Source organism: Pseudomonas sp. P867 (assembly GCF_019891455.1).
GTDB lineage: Bacteria > Pseudomonadota > Gammaproteobacteria > Pseudomonadales > Pseudomonadaceae > Aquipseudomonas > Aquipseudomonas synxantha_A.
Map to the genome: position 1 here is coordinate 166,598 of NZ_JAFLXB010000009.1, position 19,879 is coordinate 186,476.

Consider the following 19,879-nt stretch of genomic DNA (forward strand, 5'->3'; position numbering starts at 1 on the left):
TTAAGGAACTGTCGTGCTAACGATCTACAACACACTCAGCAAGACCAAAGAAGTCTTCAAGCCCCTGGATGGCAACAAGGTGCGCATGTACGTGTGCGGCATGACCGTGTACGACTACTGCCACATCGGCCACGGCCGCAGCATGGTTGCCTTCGACCTGGTGACCCGCTGGTTGCGTTTCAGCGGCTATGACTTGACCTATGTGCGCAACATCACTGACATCGACGACAAGATCATCAACCGCGCCAACGAAAACGGCGAGTCGTTCGACGCGCTGACCGAGCGCATGATCGCCGCCATGCACGAGGACGAGGCGCGCCTCAACATCCTCAAGCCGGACATGGAACCGCGTGCCACGGACCACATCCCTGGCATGCACGCGATGATCCAGACCCTGATCGACAAGGGTTACGCCTACGCCCCAGGCAATGGTGACGTGTACTACCGCGTCGCCAAGTTCATGGGCTACGGCAAGCTCTCGCGCAAGAAGATCGAAGACCTGCGCATCGGCGCGCGCATCGAAGTCGACGAAGCCAAGCAGGACCCGCTCGACTTCGTGCTCTGGAAAGGGACCAAGCCCGGCGAGCCAAGCTGGGAATCGCCGTGGGGCCCGGGGCGTCCGGGCTGGCACATCGAATGCTCGGTAATGTCCACCTGCTGCCTGGGCGAGACCTTCGATATTCATGGCGGCGGCAGCGACCTGGAGTTCCCGCACCACGAAAACGAAATCGCCCAGAGCGAAGCCGCCACTGGCAAGACCTACGCCAACGCCTGGATGCACTGCGGCATGATCCGCATCAATGGCGAGAAGATGTCCAAGTCCTTGAACAACTTCTTCACCATCCGCGACGTGCTGGAAAAGTACCACCCGGAAGTAGTGCGTTACCTGCTGGTGTCCAGCCACTACCGCAGCGCCATCAACTACTCGGAAGACAACCTCAAGGACGCCAAGGGCGCCCTGGAGCGTTTCTACCACGCGTTGAAAGGCTTGCCAGCGGTGGCACCTGCTGGTGGCGAAACGTTCGTGGCACGCTTTACCGAAGTCATGAACGACGACTTCGGCACGCCGGAAGCCTGCGCGGTGCTGTTCGAGATGGTGCGTGAGATCAACCGCTTGCGTGAGACTGATCTCGACGCGGCAGCGGGCCTGGCGGCGCGCCTCAAAGAACTGGCCAGCGTACTGGGTGTGTTGCAGATGGAAGCCGATGACTTCCTGCAGGCCGGCGCTGAAGGGCGTGTGGATGCGGCGCAGGTGGATGCGTTGATTCAGGCGCGTCTGGCTGCTCGGGCTAACAAGGACTGGGCGGAATCCGACCGTATCCGTGACCAACTGACCGCGATGGGTGTGGTGTTGGAAGACGGGAAGGGTGGGACGACGTGGCGGTTGGCTGATTGACCGTTGAAAGCTGCATGCTGAATAAAAAACGCCCCGACTGGTTCGGGGCGTTTTTTGCATATTGCTAAGTTTTTCGAATTAAACCTCTATTCGTGTCCAAGACCTGCATAGTCAGAGCGGAGGTCTCACCGAACACGGCTCTGAAATTTTTCCTGCTTGGTATTGGCAGTCTTCTATCAACGTCCCGTCTCGGCCCCACTGCCGTGATTGTCCGTTTCTCTCGCCGTGTGCGTATTCGGTAGAATAAAGTTGAGTTCCATCCTCAGACCAACCTTGCATCTTTCCATGAAGTTTTCCATCTTTATAGATTGAGTGCTTTCTTTTTTGTCCGTTGTCATACCATTCTATGTCGTCGCCTTGGCGGTTATGATTTTCGCCTTGTTCCCATTGACTGACTTTTATGCCGTCAATGTTCCATTCGTGGCTTATTCTAATGCGCTGATTTTTATAGAGTGTTTGTGATTCGGTCTCGCCGTTTGCGAAATATTTGACGTCCCAGCCATCCAACTGCCCACGGTCATAATCTTGTATATTTTTTAGTGTGCCGTCTTCATAGTAATAATTTGATATTCCTGAGCGACTGCCGTCTAAGTATTTTTCCATGGATTCAGGATTTCCGTTAGCGTACAGTTTGACTCTTGGGCCATTTAGCACTCCATTTACATAATGCTCACGGATCTTGATTTTTCCTGTCAGGTCGTAAGTTATGTACTCGCCGTCAGTGATAATTCCGTTATTGTAATTTATGGATTTTTCAATTTTTCCGTTTTTGTGGCGAACAATGCTTTTTCCTTCACGTTGCCCCTGCGCACTCATTTCAATAGAACTCGAAACCATGCCGTTGCTATGAAAGGTGCGGAATTTATGGATGAATTTGCTCGCAGCATAGTCTTCATTGTCGACGAATCCATCGGCCGCAATCTTCTTGGTTTTTTTATCGTAGATATATACTTTCCAGGCTTTTAGTTTTTGGTCATAAGTTTGGGGTTGCTCTATGAAAAAAAGACTGCGCGCAGCTGGAACGGGTCGGTAATTCTTGTCTAGGTACATTTTTCCATCAATTAGCACATCTGTGAGTGATCTGCATATTTCACCCGTGCAGGTAGCGAATTTGGTTGCCATCGGTATTTTTCGATCACAATCGTGATGTGTGATAAATAGTGCGGCTCCATCATCAGCGTATTTTTTGATTTTCTTAACTTCTGCTAGGAAATTTTCGACAGGAACGCCGATGGAGTCCGGTGTGATATGCAGTTTAGAAGTGCCACAACTGTGTTCTGTCGAAAGCGTCAGACGAACTGCCCCCATGAGCTTTACGCCGAAAGAGTCCGTGGTTTCTGTATCCATGTCGAGATAGGTTGCATTCATTTTTATATTTAGGATTGTCGATAAGTGAGTCTGTTCGGCTTGAGCGTATATTGCATTCGAGATGAGTGCTAGTGTCACTAAGAATTTCTTATATTCGAATTGCATCCCGATTGTCCATTAATTGACTTGTATAGAGAGGGTAAAGTTTTGGGTGGCGGCTGTGCGTGACTTCGATTTACGTTTGAGTGGAAGGTGTGCCCGCTAGAAACGCTCAATGGAGTATCGGGCACCAAAGAGAAGACTATGGGTCAATCGTTGACTACAAAGAAGAGAGGGTTTCTGGCGCGGACGTAGGATGTTTCTTTGGAAAATATGTCACGGTGCTTTACGTTGTTCGTGCTTGCGGGTGTTCAATAGCTGACGGTAAAAGGGGGGGTCTACTTGTACCAACATAGCGGCATCCCTCATCACTTCTACCTTTGAACACCGTTCAATTTAGGGCTGCTTCTTTAGGTGGACACCGTGCGTCTAGAGTTTAACCGAGCTGCGAAACCCGGTCGCTGAATTTGCAGCGACCGCCAAAGATTAGGCGGCCATTTTCTGAGCGGCAACCCTAAAGAGCTGTAGGGCGTTTCCTTGCAATGGGCTCCGAAGTGCTGCTGAGTTTATAAGCACTACCAGTCGTGTAGTTATGAACAGTCGCATGGTATTCACCGTTCTTGAAATGCAGGGCAACTCCGTCATCCAGCGCGTAGGCGGGGTGTATGTTTTTAAGTCGAACCAGTTCAACAAACGAAGATTCTCTCCCCACCTCTGAGCTGAAGTGCGGGCACAGCGCGCCAGGGAGAAAACCCAGTCCGTCGACCAGCGCATATACGCCCCCTGAGTCGGAATGCCCGTGGTCGAACCAGCAGATGGCGCCGGCACTGACGCCGCAAAGCACTTTGCCGTGTTCCTGGGCTTGCTTCAAAAGGGCGGTCACGTCAAATTCACGCCAGATTGCCAGTAAGGCTCGGGTGTTGCCGCCGGCCACATAGATGATGTCAGCCTGCTCAAACAGCGCGGCAACATGAGCTGGGGCTGGAAAAGGCGGAATGAAAAACGTCAATGGCACAACGGTGCAGCCGGCGCTTTGGTATTTGAGCGTGAAGTCGGCAATCTTCGGACGGTCATCGCCATTGGCGGTGGAGATATAGAGCACCGTGGGCTGGGTTTTGCCCGACGAAGCGACGATATATTCGTCGATGCGGGTCATGCGCGTCATGTCCTCGCTGGACTCGCCGCCGATGACAATGATGTTTTTATCCATGGTGAACTCCTGTCTCAGCACAGCGGGCATACCCAGGTCTTAGGACATTTCCCAAAATGCCCGTAGGGTTTGACGCTCATTCCATCCTAGCTTTAGATGGTTGCCACGACCAAACCCAAGACGAAACTGGCGGTGATTCAAATGGATTGTATTTTCTGCAGCATTGTCCGCAAAACTTCCCCGGCCCATATCCTGTGGGAGGATGATCAGCATATGGCGTTCCTGTCGATCTTCCCTAACACACCGGGCTTCAGCGTGGTGATTCCAAAGCAGCATTACGGCAGCTATGCGTTTGCGCAGTCGGATGAAGTGTTGGCAGGGCTCGCGGTCGCAGCAAAGAAAACCGCACAACAGATCGACCGCGCATTTCCCGATGTGGCGCGTACGGGGATGATTCTGGAAGGGTATGGGGTGGACCACCTGCATGCGAAGTTGTTTCCCATGCATGGGACCGGGCGGGACAGCACGTTCAAGCCGTTGAGCTCGCAGGTGGATAAGTTTTTTGAGGCTTATGAGGGCTATATCTCTTCCCACGATTTTGTGCGGGCGGATGATGCCGAATTGGCGGAATTGGCGGCAAGAATCCGATCCTTCGCCTAGCACCCATCCAACTGTGGGAGCTGGCTTGCCTGCGATAGCGGTGGGCCAGCCAACCTCTTCAGTGACTGATCCGACCTCATCGCAGGCAAGCCAGCTCCCACATTTTTATGTGCCTGCCTGAGAGGTCAGCGGCGGCTGCTGACTTCAGCCGGCACATCGTCACCGGCCATGCGCTTGCGGAATAGGGCGGTTCGCGCCAACAGCAGTGTGGTGACCGGCACGGTGATCGCGAGCAAAACCGGAATCAACCAACCATGCAACACCGGCCCGGACTTGAGCACCGAAAAATAGATAATCGACGCCAATGCCACGCACCATGCGCCCAATGTCGAGGCGAGTGCCGGCGGGTGCATGCGTTGGAAAAACTCCTTCATCCGCAGCAAGCCAATCGCGCCAATCAACGCAAACACACTGCTGAGCACCAGCAGCACCCCCACTATCACTTCAACCCATAACGGCATCATTCAATCACCTCCCCACGCAGCAGGAATTTCGCCAGGGCAAACGAGCCGACGAAGCCGAACAGCGCAATCAACAGCGCCGCTTCAAAGTAGGTATCACTGGCATAGCGAATACCGAGCACCAGCATCATCAGCATGGCCAGGATGTACAGGTAGTCCAGCGCCAGGACTCGGTCCTGGGCGGACGGGCCTTTGAACAGGCGGATCAGGGTCAGCACCATCGCCAGCGAGAACAGGAACAGGCTGGCCAGGATCGCATTGGAGAGCAGGGCGCTCATTCGAAGATCTCCATCAGGGGCCGCTCGTAGGTGGCTTTGAAGTGCTGGATAAACAGGGCTTCATCGTCAAGGTCGAATACGTGCAGCAGCAAGATGCTACGGTCCAGCGCCAGTTCCGACCAAATGGTGCCGGGGATCACCGTGGTAATCATCGACAGCGCGGCAAGGCCGTTGGGGCTGTGCAGGTCCAGGGGGATCCTGATGAAGCGCGAGCGCGGCGGGCGTGTGCCGCAGGTCAGTACACCCCACGCCACTTGCAGGTTGGAGACGATCACGTCGCGGCCCACCAACAGGAACAGGCGCAGGATCACGCCAGGGCGACGCAGGCTGATCGGCTGCGGGCGCAGCGGCGCCATCAGCAAAGGCGCGAGAAAGCCCAGCAGCGCGCCCAGCAGCAGGTTGCCGGGGCTGATCGACAGGTTCAGCAGCAGCCACAACACCCACAGGGCCAGCGACAACCAGGGTGCAGGAAACAGGCGCTTCATGGTTGCACCTCCAGCGCAGCGGCCTTGGCTTCAGGGCTCGGCACGGGCCGCGTGGCCATTACCGCCATCACATAGCTTTCCGGGTTGTTCAGGCTCTTGGCGGTGGCCAGGGTGTAGCGCATCAAGGGTTCGGCCTTGAACGTCAAGGCGATGCTCAAGCCCAGCAGCACGAAGATCGGCACGCACTCGTAGCGTCGCAGCAGCGGTGAAGGGCGCTCTTCCGGGGTCCAGAAGCGCTGGATGCCAAGGCGGGCGAAGGCGATCAGCGACGCCAGGCCGGACAGAATCAGCAGCGCCACCAGGCCCCAGGCTGCAGGACGGATCGATTCGTCCACGGCGTTGCCCAGGCCCAGTGGGTTGATCAGCGCACTCAACAGGCTGAGCTTGCCGATGAACCCCGACAATGGCGGCATGCCGATAATCAGCAGCGCGCAGGCGATAAAGCTCAAACCGAGGAAGGCCATGGTCCAGGGGATGACCTGGCCGACCACGGCTTTCTGCTCATCGTCCAGGTTCACACCCGGACGCGGATGCAGCGACTCCATGGCCTTGGGCAGCGCATCAATCTCTTCATCAAGCGGCAGGTCGTTGGCCGAGCGCGAACGCTCGATCAATTCAGCCAGCAGGAACAGCGCACTCAATGCCAGGGTGGAGCTGACCAGATAGAACAATGCCCCAGCGGTCAGGCTTGGCTGGGCAAACCCTACCGCCGACAGCAGGATCCCGGCCGAGACCAGAATGCTCAGGCTCGCCATGCGCTCCAGGCGTTGCGCCGCCACCATCGCCAGCGCCGCGCACACGATGGTCGCCATGCCGCCATACACCAGCCAGTCGCCGCCAAACAGCGCCGAAGCGCCGGCCTGGCCGGAAAACAGCAGGGTCCACAGGCGTAGCACGGTGTACACGCCAACCTTGGTCATGATCGCAAACATCGCCGCCACCGGCGCACTGGCCGAGGAGTAGGCGGGCGCCAGCCAGAAGTTCAGCGGCCACATGCCGGCCTTGGCCAGAAACGCGGTCGCCAGGATCGCTGCGCCAGCGTGCAGCAGGCCGCGATCAGCCTCCGGCACCAGCGGGATTTTCAGCGCCAGGTCAGCGAAATTCAGCGTGCCGGTGACGCCGTAGATCATCGCCGCGCCAATCAGGAACAGCGACGACGCCAGCAGGTTGATCGCAATGTAATGCAGGCCGGACGACACCCGAGCACGACCCGAACCATGCAGCATCAGGCCGTAGGACGCCGCCAGCAGCACCTCGAAGAACACGAACAAGTTGAACAAGTCCGCGGTGAGAAATGCGCCGTACAGACCCATCAGCTGGATCTGGAACAGCGCATGGAAGCTAGTGCCCGCACGGTCCCAGCGGGCCATGGCGAAGAGCAATGCGCTTACGCCGATAACCCCGGTGAGCACCAGCATCAGCGCCGAGAGCTGGTCCACCACCAACACGATGCCGAACGGTACTTGCCAGTTACCCGGCAGGTACACGCCGATCGAGCCGGGCCCGCCTTTTTGTGTCCAGTACAGCAACAGGACGGCCACGCCCAGGCCGATCAAGCTGGAGACCAGGTTGATTTTGGCCTTCAGCGGCCGGCGTTTCTCGCCGAGCATCAGCATCAGCGCCGCCGTGAACAACGGCAGCAGAATCGGCGCAACGATCAGTTGATTGACCCAATTCATTCCTTCGGCTCCCGGCCATCCACATGGTCAGTGCCGGTCAGGCCCCGGGATGCCAGCAGCACCACCAGGAACAACGCGGTCATGGCGAAGCTGATCACGATGGCTGTAAGTACCAGGGCCTGGGGCAGGGGGTCGGTGTAGTTGAGCAGGTCTTGGGGCACGCCGTCCTTGATGATCGGTTCCTTGCCGATAAACAGGCTGCCCATGCTGAAAATGAACAGATTGACCCCGTACGACAACAGGCACAGGCCCATCACCACCTGGAATGTCCGTGGCCGCAGCACCAGCCAGACGCCGGAGGCCGCCAGGACCCCAATGGCAATTGCGATGACTTCTTCCATCAGGCGGCTCCTTCGGTTGCAGCAACGACTTTGGGCTGGTTGCTCGGTTTATGTGCTCGCACAGATTGGTGGCCGAGGGCGGTCAGCATCAGCAGCGTCGAGCCCACGACCATGGCGTACACGCCAATGTCGAAGAACAACGCACTGGCGATATGGATATCGCCGAGCAGTGGCACGTGGAAATGCCAGGTATGGGTGGTCAGGAACGGGTATCCGGCGAACAGCGCGCCAAGGCCGGTCAAGGTCGCCGACAGCAGGCCGAAGCCCATCCAGCGCATGGGCCGCAGGCTCATCTGCGCTTCGACCCATTGGGTGCCCGCCACCATGTATTGCAGGATAAACGCTACCGACATCACCAGCCCGGCGACAAACCCGCCGCCTGGTTGGTTGTGACCGCGCAGGAACAGGTAGAACGACACCACCAGCGCAATCGGCAACAGCAGGCGCACCAGCACCGCCGGCACCATCATAAAGCCCAGCGCGGTGTCACTGGCCTGGCGCGGGTTGACCAGGTCGGTGGCCACGTCCGGTGCCAATTGGCGCTGTTGCGCCGGCAACTCCATGCTTTCCTTGGACGGGCGGAAGCGTCGCAGCAAGGCATATACGGTCAAGGCCACGGCACCCAGCACGGTGATTTCGCCCAGCGTATCGAAGCCCCGGAAGTCCACGAGCATCACGTTCACCACATTGCTGCCGCCGCCTTCGGGCAGGGCGCGGCTCAAGTAGAACGAGGAGATATCGTTGGGTGTCTGGCGGGTCAGCATCGCGTAGGACAACAGCGCCATGCCGCCGCCCACTACAGTGGACAGCAACAAGTCGCGCACCCGGCGAATGCGCGCCTTGCGCAAGGTGTTGGGTAATGGCCAAACCTCCTCGATACGCCGTGGCAGCCAGCGCAGGCCGAGCAGGATCAGCACGGTGGTCACCACTTCCACCACCAATTGGGTCAGGGCCAGGTCCGGCGCCGAGAACCACACGAAGGTCACGCACGTCATCAGGCCGCACACGCTGACCATGGTCAGGGCCGCCAACCGGTGATACTTGGCTTGCCAGGCGGCGCCCAGCGCGCAGGCAATCGCCAGCAACCACAGGGTGACGAACACGATGGAGCCCGCAATCTTCGGCCGGTCGCCCCAGGTGAGGCCACTGTTGATCATGGGGATCATGGCCCCGATCACCGCGACGATCACCAGCAGGAACAATTGGGTTTGCAGGCGCTTGGTGCTGATGCGTTTTTCGATCCTGCGCACACCGCGCATCATCACCACCAGGCAGCGCTCGAAGCCACGCTTGCCGTTGAAATAGCCGATCAGCGGCGGGTATTCGAAGCGGCCACGCTTGAGTTGCTTGCGCAGCATCAGGTACAGCACCACGCCGCCGGTCATTGCCACCAGGCTCATAATCATTGGCGCGTTCCAGCCGTGCCAGATCGCCAGGCTGTACTCGGGCAGCACACCACCGACCACGGGCAACGCCGCAGCGGCAAGGATCGAGCCGACCACCTGGGCCGGGAAAATCCCCACCAGCAGGCAGGTGAACACCAGCAATTCCACCGGCGCACGCATCCAGCGCGGTGGCTCGTGAGGCGTGTGCGGCAAGTCGGTAGCCGGTGGGCCGAAGAACACATCCACGGTAAAGCGCAGGGCGTAGGCCACGCTGAACGTACCGGCGATGGTCGCAATCACCGGCAGGGCGATTTCCACCCATTGGGTCGACGAGATGAATACGGTTTCGGCAAAGAACATCTCTTTGGACAGGAAGCCATTGAGCAACGGCACACCGGCCATGGAGGCGCTGGCTACCATGGCCAGGGTCGCGGTAAACGGGATCAGACGCACCAGGCCACTGAGCTTGCGGATATCCCGCGTGCCGCTTTCGTGGTCGATGATGCCCGCCGCCATGAACAGCGAGGCCTTGAAAGTGGCGTGGTTGAGGATATGGAACACTGCGGCGACCGCGGCCAGCGGGCTGTTGAGGCCCAGCAGCAGGGTGATCAGCCCTAGGTGACTGATGGTGGAGTAGGCCAGCAGGCCCTTGAGATCGTTTTGGAACATGGCGCAGTAAGCGCCGAGGAGGAGGGTGAGGGCGCCGGCACCGCCGACGATCCAGAACCATTCTTCGCTGCCGGACAGCGACGGCCACAGGCGGGCCAGCAGGAACACGCCGGCCTTCACCATCGTCGCCGAATGCAGATACGCCGAAACCGGGGTCGGTGCCGCCATGGCATGGGGCAGCCAGAAGTGGAACGGGAACTGCGCGCTTTTGCTCAAGGCGCCGATCAGCACCAGGGCCAGCATGACCGGGTACAGCGAGTGCGCGCGAATCTGGTCGCCCGCCGCCAGCACCTGGTCCAGGTCATAGCTGCCGACGATATGCCCCAGCAGCATCACCCCGGCCAGTAGGCACAAGCCGCCGGCGCCAGTGACCATCAGCGCCATGTACGCACCACGCCGCGCATCGGCGCGGTGGTGCCAATAGCCGATCAGCAGGAACGAGAACAGGCTGGTCAGTTCCCAGAAGAACACGATCTGAATCAGGTTGCCGGAAATCACCAGGCCAAGCATGGCGCCCATGAACGCGAGGAAGAACGCAAAGAAGCGCGGCACCGGATCGTCCGGCGACATGTAATAACGCGCATACAACGACACCAGCGTGCCGATGCCGAGCACCAGCATCGAGAACAGCCAGGCAAAGCCGTCCATGCGCAACACGAAGTTAAGCCCAAGACTGGGCAACCACATGAATTCTTCGCGTATCACGCCACCATGGGCGATCTGGGGGTAGAGCAGTGCGACTTGAATAGTGCCGACCAATGCCACCAGGCCGGCCAGCAGGGATTCGGTATTACGTGCGTTGTGCGGCAGCAAGGCCGCCAGACAGCTGCCAATGAATGGCAGAAGCAGTAGAACTATCAGGGACATAGGCTTCTAATCTGCGGGAGTTTGGGATGCATCATACGTGCCGCTTTCACGATCACCAAACGGCAAGATGTGGCAGGATCCTACAAGGTAGGCCGAAACCTCTCATTCAGCACTGGTTCAAAACCCTTGAATTGAAACGCTAACCCCTGTGGGAGCCGGGCTTGCCCGCGATGACGATAGAGCGGGCACCACGGGGTTTGCAGGTTATCCCTGACGCTCCTGTTCCAAGGCATCTGCGAGTTCAATTGCCTTCTGCCCCTTCGTCTTCATCTCACTCACAATCACCGCTACCACAATCAACACCGCCCCGACCATTGCAATCGGCGGGAAGCGCTCTCCGGCAATTCGCCCGACCACGCCTGCCCACACCGGCTCGCCGGCATAGATCAAGGTAGCCCGGGTTGGCGACACACTCTGCTGCGCCCAATTCATCGCGACCTGGATCACCGCACTGGTCAAGCCCAGGCCCACGGCGCTGAACAGCAACAGCCAAGAAAAGCCCGGCAACGCCTCGCCCATGGGCACCACCATCATGAACGACAGCACCGAAGCGGTGGCCAGTTGCACCACGGTCACCCGGCGAATATCTACCTGGCCGGCAAATGCACTGATCAAGATGATCTCGGCCGCTATTGCCACGGCACCGATCAGCGTAGCGATTTCACCTGGGCTGAAGTTCAGTGAAGCCCCCGCCGGGCCAGTCAACAGCATCAACCCGGCAAACGCCAGCATGATGCCGATGCTGGGCATCAACCCGGGGCGACGGCCCAGCACCAGCCACTGCAACAGCGGCACGAACGGTACATACAACGCGGTGATAAACGCCGACTGGCTGCTCAGGATGGTCTGCAAGCCAATCGTCTGCAAACCGTAGCCAAACATGATCGCCACCCCGATAAACACCCCGGCCTTCAATTCGAACAGGGTCAGGTCGCGCAGGGTGCGCAAGGAAAAGAACCCCACCACAATTGTCGCCGCCGCGAAGCGCAGCCCCACAAAAAACATCGGCCCGCTGACGGTCATGGCATGTTGCACCAGCAAAAAGGTACCGCCCCAGATCATGGTGATCACCACCAGGATGCATTCGGCTTTGCTGAAGCGGTTGAATCGCGAAGGGGAGGTCGGGGCTGTCATGGCGGCTCGGTCTTGCAAGGGAAAGGCACGGACCGCACAATGCGCCGCACGCTGGGCAGTATACTGCGCACACCCACCTATTGAGCAATATAGTGCACAAAGAAAATCCGCAACGGGCCTCGGTCCTGCAGCACGTCAGCCAGAACGTCCGTCGCCTGCGCCACGCCGCCGACCTGAGCCAGACTGCGCTCTCGGAAAAGTCCGGGGTCAGCCGGCGCATGCTGGTGGCGATTGAAGCGGGGGAGAAGAACGTCAGCTTGTCCACTTTGGATCGTGTGGCTGAAGCGTTGGACGTGGCGTTCAGTGATCTGATTCAGGCGCCGGATGTGCGGGACCATAGCCGTATCAACGAGCTGGCCTGGGCGGGCGAGATTGTCGGCAGTAAGGCGGTGCTGCTGGCCAAGGCCACGGCACGGCGTGAAGTCGAATTGTGGGAGTGGCGGCTTGAACCCGGTGATCGTTATTGCCCGGACCCTGATTTGGAAGGGTGGAGCGAACAACTGTTCGTGTTCGAGGGCAGCCTGACGCTGGTGATAGGTGATCAGGAAAATGTCATCGAGGCTGGAGAGTTCTTTATGTTCGCCAGCCACCAGCCCCATGCTTATCGCAATGATGGGAACGCGGCGGTACGGTTTGTTCGAAATGTGGTGATTTGAGCAACAATAAGGGCGAACTGGCATGAGTGAATCCACCCGCGTTGCCGATGTACTGATCATCGGCGGCGGCCTGAGCGGTACGATGCTGGCCGTGCAACTGCTGCGCCTGCCGGGCACGCGGCGCATCCTGGTGATTGAGCCGCGTGCTGAGCTGGGGCGGGGCGAGGCCTATAGCGCGGTCGAGCTGGGTCATACCTTGAACGGCAATGCGGCGCGCATGAGCGTCGATCCGGACAACCCCGACGACCTGACCCAATGGCTCACTGACTACATCGCTGGCGGTGGTTGGCCGGAGTCGGATCAGCAGCATGTGCCCATCAGCGAACTGTTCCCGCCACGCGGGATTTTCGGGCTGTACGCGCAACAGCGCTTGGCCGAGGCCAAGGCGTTGTCTACGTCGACCGTCGAGCATATCCGCGCCGAAGGGGTGGACCTGCAAGTCGACGCAGCCTCCACGCTGTTGACCCTCGATAATGGGGAGCAACTGCGTGGCACTTTTGCGGTATTGGCCACCGGCATGTTCCCGGCAGCGCGCACGCCCCTAACCGAGTCCAGCGGTTTGAACGCCGCAGCCATGGACCCATGGGACGTGCAAGCGATGACCCAACTCGACCCGCAATCAACGGTACTGATCATCGGCTCCGGGTTGACCATGGTCGATGCCGTGGTGTCGCTGGAACAGGCCGGGCATCGCGGTCCCATCGAGATCTTTTCGCGCCACGGCCTGTTGCCCCATGTGCGCAGACAGCCGCCAAGTTGGGATGACTTCCTGGCCGCCGATTACAACCTGCGCAGCCCTCGGCAATTGCTGCGTGAGGTGCGACGCCAATGTCAGTTCGCGCTGGCGCAAGGCATCGACTGGCAGGCGCCGTTGGACACCGTGCGCGGGCACATCGCACGCTTGTGGAGTCAGGCCAGTGAGCCTCAGAAGCGCCAGTTCGTACGACATGTGCGGCCATGGTGGGAAAGCCATCACCACCGCTCGCCACCGTTGAGTGCGCAGTTGGTGACGCGCTTGCAGGCAGAAGAGCGGCTGCGGATTCGCGCAGTGTCGTTCAAGGGTTTGGTGCCGTCGGATGAGGGCGTTGCCATTGCGGTGCGCTATCGTGGCGGGCAGGAGGTCACACAGGTTTCGGGAGCGGCGCTGATCAACTCCAGCGGCATCGAGTACGACTGGCGTCGTGTCGCCCGGCCATTGCCGCAACAACTGCTCAAGCGTGGGTTGATCCGGCCTGGGCCTTTGGCGTTGGGGATTGCGGCGGATGCAGCCGGCGCGGTGCTGGATGCCCAGGGCCATGCCAGCCAGCGACTGTTTGCCATGGGGCCGCCGTTGCGGGGCATGTGGTGGGAGAGTACGGCGGTGACGGATGTGGCGCTCCAGGCCAAGGCACTGGCAACCAAGCTCACACAGATCTAAATGGGGGAGGTGAGCAAGCCCTGATCCGCGAAGTGAACGTCAATGCTCAAAGCAACGAAAATCAAATGTGGGAGGGGGCTTGCTCCCGATGAGGGCGTGTCAGTAAATACATTTGTGGCTGATGCACCGCTATCGGGAGCAAGCCCCCTCCCACAGGTTGATCTGCGCTTATCTTGAGGTTTTCACGAAGCCTGGCTTGAGTCCGAATACCTCAACGCCCTGGGGCGTCGATTGCCCGGTGGTGACTTTCACCCGCTCGACCGGTTTATCCATCGCTGGCCGATACTCCACTGTCATGTCGGCCTGGATCGCCTGACTGGGAATCACGAGCGCCTGGTCATTGTTGTAGGTGACGATGGTCAGCCGCGCACTCATACCCAGGCGCACCCGTTGCAGCTGCTGCGGCGTCAGCTTGGGGATCGACAGGGTCACCGGAAATTGCGCGCTGCCCTGGTTGTCGCTGGCGATGGCCAAGCCACTGACCACGCTGACCGAGCCGGTCAGCCGTTCGCCGTCGAAGCCATCGCCCATTACTTCCACCGCCTGGCCCTGGTGCAACTGGTTGATGTCCAGCTCGGAGACCTTGGCGACGATTTTCAGCCGCTCGATATTGGCCAGGCCAAACAGCACTTGGCCCTGGCTGACCTTGCTGCCGGCCTGCACCGGCGCGTTGTTGTTGCCACCCCCTTGGGCGTTGTTGCTGCTGCCGGGCGCGGGCACTACGATGCCGGAGAACGGTGCCTTGACCTCCTTGCCTTCAAGGAGTTTTTGCAAGGCTTCGTATTTCACCGTGGCATTGGTCAGCTCCATTTCGGCAATCTGTCGGTATTCGCCTCTGCCTTGGTCCTGGGCCTGTTGCAGTTCGCCGCGCGCCGCTGCCAGGTCGAGTTGCTGCTGTTGGGTTTGCTGCTTGAGATCGTCCAGTTCGTTGCGCGGAATGATGCCGCGTTTGAACAGGTTTTCACTCTCGGTAAGTTTGCGCTGGGTATTGCCGGCGGTCATTTCGGCGGTGCGTAAACTACGACGAGCGCGGCTGACGGCGGGGCTGCTGTCCCAGTCCTGCATTTCCTGCACAGTGCGCCGGGCCTTGAGCTGGGCGGAGAGGGCATCGCGCAGTTGCACTTCAAGAGTCGCCGGGTCCATGCGCAACAGCACCTGGCCGGCCTCGACGCGCTGGCCTTGTTCGACCAGGTTGGCCAACACGTTGCCGTCGAACGGCGCCGTGAGGGTGACGGTAGTGTCGGGCTCGATCTTGCCCACCAGGCCGATCTGGTGCACCAGCGGGTCAGGCTTCACCGCCAGCCACTGCTCGGCGGTGCCAGCCTGCTCGGCACCGCTGCGCTGGCTGAGCAGACCGATGGCCGCGCCGGCTAACAACACGATTAGGGCAACGGCGAGCAAGCGTTTTTGATTAGTAGTCATTGAGGGCGATTTCCCAACTTTCCAGCGTCATGCCCAGGGTCAGGTCGAGTTGAGTCTGGGCGTTCAAATAAGCGATCAGCGCGTTGAGCTGGGCATTTTCGGCGTTGCGCAGGTCGGTTTCGAAGCTCAACACCTGGAAGTTGGTGGAGCGCCCGGCACTGAGTTTTTCCCGTTCGATTTCGATCTTGCGCCGTGACAACTCCACGGCACGCTTGGAAATTTCATATTGGCGCCAGCGGGTGCCGAGGTCACGCACCACGTTGTTGACGTTGCGCTCCAGCTCCTGGCGCGCATCGGTAATGCGGATTTCCTGGTCCTCGACGTTCACTCGCGCACGTACTTCGGCCTGGCGCGTGCTGATGTCGCCAATGGGGATCTGCACCTGCACCCCGGCGTAGCTGTCCCAGGTACGGTTATTGTCATGGCCGTTGTTGTTGTCGGTGGCGGCGCGCACCTGGTTGGCGCCGGCGACCAGGTCCACTTGCCAGCGCCCGGAGTCCTTGGCGATCACCAGGTTGAGGTCGGCCTGTTGGCTACCGAGCAGGGCGGCGAGGTATTCCGGTTGCTGGTTTTGCGCCAGGTTGAAGGCTTGGCGTTGGTCAATTTCCATGGGGTTGGCCTCCAGGGCTTCGGTGGCGCGCACTGGTGTCGACAGGTCCAGCGCCAGCAGGCGCAGCAAGGCCAGGCGGCTGGTGTCCAGTTGATTGCGAGCTTCTTCCACGCCCAACTGCTGGGTGGCGATGTCGGCTTCGGTTTGCACTATCTCGAACTCGGCCATGCGCCCGGCGCTGATCAGTGCCTTGTTCACGTCCAGCAAGGTGTTGGAGCGCTTGAGCGCGTCCTGCACGATCACCAGTTGTTCCTGGGCACGCAGCAGTTCGCGGTAGGTGGCGATGATCTGGCTGATGGTTTGCGCCACGGTGGCCTTGAGGTTCAGGCGGTTGGCCTGCTCGGCCAGGCGCGACAGGCGCAGCGGCGCGGTGGTGGCGTCCCAGCCGGCGCCGCGCATCAGCGGTTGGATGATCGCCAGGTCGAGCCCGTCGCTGCGGTAACGGCCGGCGCGGTTGGCGTTGTTCAACTGCTGGGTCCAGGCCATGCTCAAGCGCGTGCCGTATTCGCCGAGCAGGCTGCTGGTCGGCGCCAGATTGGCGTTGCGCACGTTGTCCTGGGAGCCACGGGAGGTACGGTAGTTACTGTTGAGGGTCAGCTTGGGGTTGAACACGTCCTCGGCGACACGCAGGTCAAACTTCTGCGCCACCCGTTGCAGGTAGGCGCTACGTATCGCCGGGTTGTTGCGCAGGCCCAGGTACACCGCGTCACCCAGGGTCATGGTGGTGGCCTGGGCATTCAGCGACACGCCGCGCTCGTAACCGCTGCGGGTACTGCTGGGCGCCGAAGGGTTGATAACCATCTCGGCAGTCATGCCCGGCAGGCTGATCAGCAGAAGGAGCAGCCCGCACTTATTCATCGCGCAGGGCCTCCACCGGCTGTAACCGCGAGGCCGAGACCGCCGGGTAGATGCCAAAGAACAAACCTACCAGTAACGTACTGCCCACCCCCAGGGGCAGGGCGGCCACCGCCAGGGCAAATGCCCAGCCCGACAGCCACGCATACAGCCAGGCGGCGGTCATGCCCAGCACCGCACCGCACAGCGCACCCACGGCGGTGAGCGTGACGGCTTCGAGCAGGAACAGGTTGCGGATATCGCGCTGGCGTGCGCCCAGGGCCATGCGTATGCCGATCTCGCGGCGGCGCTCCGAGACATTCATCAGCATCACGTTCATCACCCCGACACCGCCGCCCACCAGGGAAATTGCGCCAAGGGCCAACAGCAGGTAGGCGAAGGTGCGACTTTGGCGCGTCATGCCGTCGATCATCTGCTGGGGCACCGTGATATTGACGTCGTGGTCGCTGAGTTGGGGTTGCAGCGCAGCGGTGGCGTCCCTCGCGATACGCTCCATGTCCTGCCCTGGCGCCGCACGGATGATCACATTGCTGATCTGCGGGGTGGCATAGATGCGGCGCATACCTTCGGCCGGAATAAACAACGACTCGTTGGCCTGCACTGGCATCAGCATGGCCCGGGGCTGGTCGTGCAGGATGCCCACGATCAGAAACAGGTAGTCGTTGATGCGCACGCGGTCGCCCAGTTGCAGTGGGTCGCCCGGCGCACTGAGGGCCTGGGCAAGTGGGTCACCAATCACAGCGAAAGTTTCGCTGGCGTCGAAGGCCGACAGGAAGCGCCCCTCGCGCACGGCCAGGCGCATGGCGGCCTGTATACCCGGCGTGCTGCCGACCAGGTTGGCATTGGTGGTGCGCCCATGAAACACGATGGGCCCGCTGAACAGGCTGAGCGCGCCGATATGGGCAATGCCCGGTACGGCCAGGCGTACGGCGTCGAGGTCGAGTTGGGTACGCATCGGCACATTGCTGCTGCCCTTGGGCGGGAACTGGGCGATGAGGGTATCGGTGCCCATGTCCTTGAAGATCATCGCGGCATCCACTGCCGCGTTGTGGCCGATATTGATCAGCGCCACTACCGAGGAGCTGCCGATCACAATGCCCAGCAGCGCCAGGATCGAACGTTTGCCCAGGGTGCGCAGGCTGATCAAGGCTTCATGCAGCAGTTGGCTGAGGCTCTGCTCGACCCGCAGGCTCATGGGCGCTCGGCCTCGTGCACCACACCGTTGCGCACCAGGATCTTGCGCTCCAGGCGCTCGGCAATGTGGGCGTCGTGGGTGACGATGATCAGCGTCACCTGCTGCTCACGGTTGAGGCTCAGCAGCAGGTCCATGATTTCCTGTGCGGTGGTGCTGTCGAGGTTGCCGGTGGGTTCGTCGGCGAGGATCACCGAGGGTTTGCCGACCAGTGCGCGGGCAATGGCGACGCGCTGACGCTGGCCGCCGGAGAGGTCGGCCGGGCGATGGTGGGCGCGCTCGGCCAGGCCGACTTGATCGAGCATACGCTGGGCCTGTTCCACCGATTCATGCCGCGATACGCCGCGATAACTTAAGGGCAGCGCGACGTTGTCCAGGGCGCTCAGGCGGGGCAGCAGGTTGAAGCTCTGGAACACAAAACCGATCTGCTGGTTGCGGGTCGCGGCCAGTTCGTCGGGCGTGGCATTGAAAATATCGTGACCGGCAAAGTGGTACTGGCCGCAGTTGGGCAGGTCCAGCAGGCCGAGGATATTGAGCAGGGTGCTCTTGCCGGAACCGGAGGCACCGAGGATGCCGCAGCTGTCACCGCGAGCGATGGACAGGCACACGTCATTGAGAATGCTCAGTTCCTGCCCGGCGAGCTGATAACGCTTGCCGATGCCTTGCAGGGAGATCAAGCCGGGTTGCGTGGGGGTGTCTGTCATCATGACTACGCCTGCAGTCACGACGGTACTGCCATGCCCCCGGAAAATCCTTGTAACAAGTTCGGGAGCTGCCTGTACGCGTCACGGACTGGTTTTATTTCTTGTTTTTAAAATATTGTTTGAATAGTACCTGCGTTCAATCTGCTTCGCCAGCCATGGATGTAGAGCGGTTTTACCCTTTGAAACGTTCTGCCGAATGCAGGTTTCGGACCGGTAGAAATGCTTTCAATCGGTCTCGATAGCCCGGTTATACAGGCTTTTAGTGATATGGCGGAGTGTCACTACTTGCTTTCGCCGGGCCGCCCCGGTATAAAAAATCAAATTATTTTTTAAAACAATATTTCCGCCGTGGAACCCTTATGGTCGCGAAGAAACTCAGCGCTCCAAACGTTACCAAGACTCGATTGCTGGATGCGACAGAGGCCCTCTTCATCAAGTACGGCTACGACGCCGTGTTGCTACGCCAGATAACCGAACGCGCCCAGGTCAATCTGGCGGCGGTGAACTACCACTTCGGGGACAAGGACTCCCTGATGAAAACCCTGCTGATGCAACGCCTGGAGCCGCTCAACGAGCAGCGCCTGGAACTGCTGGCGCGCTGTGAAGCCGAATCCGAAGGCCCGCTGGATTGCGACACGCTGCTCGGCGTGCTGTTCGCCCCGGCCATGGGCCTGGAACGCAGCGACCCGGCCAGCGGGGAAGGGCGCTCGTTCATTCGCTTCCTTGGCCGGGTTTACAGCGACACCTCGCCGTTTATCCAGGAATACCTCAAGGTGCATTACCAGCCGGTGTTCCAGCGCTTCTTCGAAGCCTTCGCCCTGGCACTGCCAGACCTGCCGCGCAATGAGCTGGGCGTACGCCTGCAATTTGCCCTCAAGGCGATTTCCGGGGTCATGGCCGGCACCGAACTGCGCCTGCTGATGAACTCCATGAGCCTGGGCCGCCCGGCGACGGATGCGGAGGTGATGGCGAAGTTGATTACCTTGGTGTCGGCGGCGATTCGAGTGCCACAGCAGAGTGCCGAGGCTGAGACGGCGCTGGCCAAGGTGCTGGAGACTCAGCGCGCCATTCGCGAACAGGCCACACGCTGAAGCCAATCCCCGACCCCTTG

Annotated in this window: 18 protein-coding genes; 5 read left to right on the forward strand and 13 right to left on the reverse strand. The window is 60.0% G+C overall.

What is annotated here, in order from left to right; all coding sequences use genetic code 11:
* Nucleotides 1-13 precede the first annotated feature (13 nt).
* Nucleotides 14-1,396 (forward strand): cysteine--tRNA ligase, encoded by a 1,383-nt coding sequence (gene cysS / locus J1G33_RS17845; protein ID WP_032880586.1) that lies wholly within the window; start codon nt 14-16, stop codon nt 1,394-1,396.
* Nucleotides 1,397-1,507: 111 nt separating this feature from the next.
* Here the strand turns inward: cysS and J1G33_RS17850 are convergent, their stop codons facing one another.
* Together J1G33_RS17850 and J1G33_RS17855 are read right to left on the reverse strand one after the other, a co-directional pair.
* On the reverse strand, nt 1,508-2,869 hold the full coding sequence (locus J1G33_RS17850) for a toxin-antitoxin system YwqK family antitoxin (protein WP_223018491.1): 1,362 nt from the start codon (nt 2,867-2,869) through the stop codon (nt 1,508-1,510).
* A 448-nt stretch (nt 2,870-3,317) separates the two neighbouring features.
* Complete coding sequence (locus J1G33_RS17855; RefSeq protein WP_032880590.1) at nt 3,318-4,013, reverse strand: peptidase E; 696 nt, start codon at nt 4,011-4,013, stop codon at nt 3,318-3,320.
* Between the two features lie 141 nt (nt 4,014-4,154).
* Between J1G33_RS17855 and J1G33_RS17860 the strand changes: the two genes are divergently transcribed.
* Nucleotides 4,155-4,613, forward strand: a complete 459-nt coding sequence (locus J1G33_RS17860; protein WP_032881303.1) for an HIT family protein — start codon at nt 4,155-4,157, stop codon at nt 4,611-4,613.
* Between the two features lie 125 nt (nt 4,614-4,738).
* Here J1G33_RS17860 and J1G33_RS17865 read toward each other — a convergent pair whose 3' ends face one another.
* The 7 genes from J1G33_RS17865 to J1G33_RS17895 all read right to left on the reverse strand — a co-directional run bounded on the left by J1G33_RS17865 (nt 4,739) and on the right by J1G33_RS17895 (nt 11,912).
* Nucleotides 4,739-5,077 carry a Na+/H+ antiporter subunit G gene (locus J1G33_RS17865; protein ID WP_122733446.1) on the reverse strand — a complete coding sequence of 113 codons (339 nt, stop codon included), beginning with the start codon at nt 5,075-5,077 and terminating at the stop codon, nt 4,739-4,741.
* Entirely contained in the window at nt 5,074-5,352 is a 279-nt protein-coding gene (locus tag J1G33_RS17870; RefSeq protein WP_032880591.1) for a K+/H+ antiporter subunit F, read from the reverse strand. The genes J1G33_RS17865 and J1G33_RS17870 overlap by 4 nt, the downstream gene beginning before the upstream one ends.
* On the reverse strand, nt 5,349-5,837 hold the full coding sequence (locus tag J1G33_RS17875; RefSeq protein ID WP_078821678.1) for a Na+/H+ antiporter subunit E: 489 nt from the start codon (nt 5,835-5,837) through the stop codon (nt 5,349-5,351). The genes J1G33_RS17870 and J1G33_RS17875 overlap by 4 nt, the downstream gene beginning before the upstream one ends.
* The gene (locus tag J1G33_RS17880) at nt 5,834-7,516 is read right to left on the reverse strand and encodes a monovalent cation/H+ antiporter subunit D (RefSeq protein WP_032880595.1); all 1,683 of its coding nucleotides are present in this window, start codon (nt 7,514-7,516) and stop codon (nt 5,834-5,836) included. Before J1G33_RS17880 ends, J1G33_RS17875 begins: the two co-directional genes overlap by 4 nt.
* Complete coding sequence (locus J1G33_RS17885) at nt 7,513-7,857, reverse strand: Na+/H+ antiporter subunit C (RefSeq protein ID WP_005789164.1); 345 nt, start codon at nt 7,855-7,857, stop codon at nt 7,513-7,515. The genes J1G33_RS17880 and J1G33_RS17885 overlap by 4 nt, the downstream gene beginning before the upstream one ends.
* The gene (locus J1G33_RS17890; protein ID WP_032880597.1) at nt 7,857-10,778 is read right to left on the reverse strand and encodes a monovalent cation/H+ antiporter subunit A; all 2,922 of its coding nucleotides are present in this window, start codon (nt 10,776-10,778) and stop codon (nt 7,857-7,859) included. The genes J1G33_RS17885 and J1G33_RS17890 overlap by 1 nt, the downstream gene beginning before the upstream one ends.
* Nucleotides 10,779-10,982: 204 nt before the next feature.
* Nucleotides 10,983-11,912, reverse strand: a complete 930-nt coding sequence (locus J1G33_RS17895) for a DMT family transporter (RefSeq protein WP_032880599.1) — start codon at nt 11,910-11,912, stop codon at nt 10,983-10,985.
* 92 nt (nt 11,913-12,004) lie between these two features.
* Between J1G33_RS17895 and J1G33_RS17900 the strand changes: the two genes are divergently transcribed.
* A complete protein-coding gene (locus J1G33_RS17900; protein WP_032880600.1) occupies nt 12,005-12,568 on the forward strand; it encodes an XRE family transcriptional regulator in 564 nt (187 codons plus the stop codon).
* Nucleotides 12,569-12,590: 22 nt separating this feature from the next.
* Nucleotides 12,591-13,985: an FAD/NAD(P)-binding protein gene (locus J1G33_RS17905; protein WP_148853518.1), complete on the forward strand. Its 1,395-nt coding sequence runs from the start codon at nt 12,591-12,593 to the stop codon at nt 13,983-13,985.
* A gap of 168 nt (nt 13,986-14,153) precedes the next feature.
* On the opposite strand, the gene J1G33_RS17910 is transcribed toward J1G33_RS17905, so the two are convergent.
* The 4 genes from J1G33_RS17910 to J1G33_RS17925 are packed head-to-tail and all read right to left on the reverse strand — an operon-like array spanning nt 14,154 to nt 18,771.
* Nucleotides 14,154-15,407 carry an HlyD family efflux transporter periplasmic adaptor subunit gene (locus J1G33_RS17910; RefSeq protein WP_148853517.1) on the reverse strand — a complete coding sequence of 418 codons (1,254 nt, stop codon included), beginning with the start codon at nt 15,405-15,407 and terminating at the stop codon, nt 14,154-14,156.
* Entirely contained in the window at nt 15,397-16,875 is a 1,479-nt protein-coding gene (locus tag J1G33_RS17915; protein WP_223018492.1) for a TolC family protein, read from the reverse strand. The genes J1G33_RS17910 and J1G33_RS17915 overlap by 11 nt, the downstream gene beginning before the upstream one ends.
* Nucleotides 16,868-18,067: an ABC transporter permease gene (locus J1G33_RS17920; RefSeq protein ID WP_032880604.1), complete on the reverse strand. Its 1,200-nt coding sequence runs from the start codon at nt 18,065-18,067 to the stop codon at nt 16,868-16,870. Before J1G33_RS17920 ends, J1G33_RS17915 begins: the two co-directional genes overlap by 8 nt.
* Nucleotides 18,064-18,771 (reverse strand): ABC transporter ATP-binding protein, encoded by a 708-nt coding sequence (locus J1G33_RS17925; RefSeq protein ID WP_223018493.1) that lies wholly within the window; start codon nt 18,769-18,771, stop codon nt 18,064-18,066. The genes J1G33_RS17920 and J1G33_RS17925 overlap by 4 nt, the downstream gene beginning before the upstream one ends.
* 356 nt (nt 18,772-19,127) lie before the next feature.
* On the opposite strand from J1G33_RS17925, the gene J1G33_RS17930 reads away from it, so the two are divergent.
* Nucleotides 19,128-19,859: a TetR/AcrR family transcriptional regulator gene (locus J1G33_RS17930; protein WP_223018494.1), complete on the forward strand. Its 732-nt coding sequence runs from the start codon at nt 19,128-19,130 to the stop codon at nt 19,857-19,859.
* The last annotated feature ends 20 nt before the right edge of the window (nt 19,860-19,879 follow it).

Coding starts and splice junctions, on each gene's coding strand:
- J1G33_RS17890 (WP_032880597.1), bottom strand. CDS start 10,778: ATGTCCCTGATAGTTCTACTGCTTCTGCCATTCATTGGCAGCTGTCTG.
- J1G33_RS17880 (WP_032880595.1), bottom strand. CDS start 7,516: ATGAATTGGGTCAATCAACTGATCGTTGCGCCGATTCTGCTGCCGTTG.
- J1G33_RS17870 (WP_032880591.1), bottom strand. CDS start 5,352: ATGAGCGCCCTGCTCTCCAATGCGATCCTGGCCAGCCTGTTCCTGTTC.
- J1G33_RS17905 (WP_148853518.1), top strand. CDS start 12,591: ATGAGTGAATCCACCCGCGTTGCCGATGTACTGATCATCGGCGGCGGC.
- J1G33_RS17855 (WP_032880590.1), bottom strand. CDS start 4,013: ATGGATAAAAACATCATTGTCATCGGCGGCGAGTCCAGCGAGGACATG.
- J1G33_RS17875 (WP_078821678.1), bottom strand. CDS start 5,837: ATGAAGCGCCTGTTTCCTGCACCCTGGTTGTCGCTGGCCCTGTGGGTG.
- J1G33_RS17895 (WP_032880599.1), bottom strand. CDS start 11,912: ATGACAGCCCCGACCTCCCCTTCGCGATTCAACCGCTTCAGCAAAGCC.
- J1G33_RS17865 (WP_122733446.1), bottom strand. CDS start 5,077: ATGATGCCGTTATGGGTTGAAGTGATAGTGGGGGTGCTGCTGGTGCTC.
- J1G33_RS17915 (WP_223018492.1), bottom strand. CDS start 16,875: ATGAATAAGTGCGGGCTGCTCCTTCTGCTGATCAGCCTGCCGGGCATG.
- J1G33_RS17850 (WP_223018491.1), bottom strand. CDS start 2,869: ATGCAATTCGAATATAAGAAATTCTTAGTGACACTAGCACTCATCTCG.
- J1G33_RS17925 (WP_223018493.1), bottom strand. CDS start 18,771: ATGATGACAGACACCCCCACGCAACCCGGCTTGATCTCCCTGCAAGGC.
- J1G33_RS17920 (WP_032880604.1), bottom strand. CDS start 18,067: ATGAGCCTGCGGGTCGAGCAGAGCCTCAGCCAACTGCTGCATGAAGCC.
- J1G33_RS17930 (WP_223018494.1), top strand. CDS start 19,128: ATGGTCGCGAAGAAACTCAGCGCTCCAAACGTTACCAAGACTCGATTG.
- J1G33_RS17885 (WP_005789164.1), bottom strand. CDS start 7,857: ATGGAAGAAGTCATCGCAATTGCCATTGGGGTCCTGGCGGCCTCCGGC.
- J1G33_RS17860 (WP_032881303.1), top strand. CDS start 4,155: ATGGATTGTATTTTCTGCAGCATTGTCCGCAAAACTTCCCCGGCCCAT.
- J1G33_RS17910 (WP_148853517.1), bottom strand. CDS start 15,407: ATGACTACTAATCAAAAACGCTTGCTCGCCGTTGCCCTAATCGTGTTG.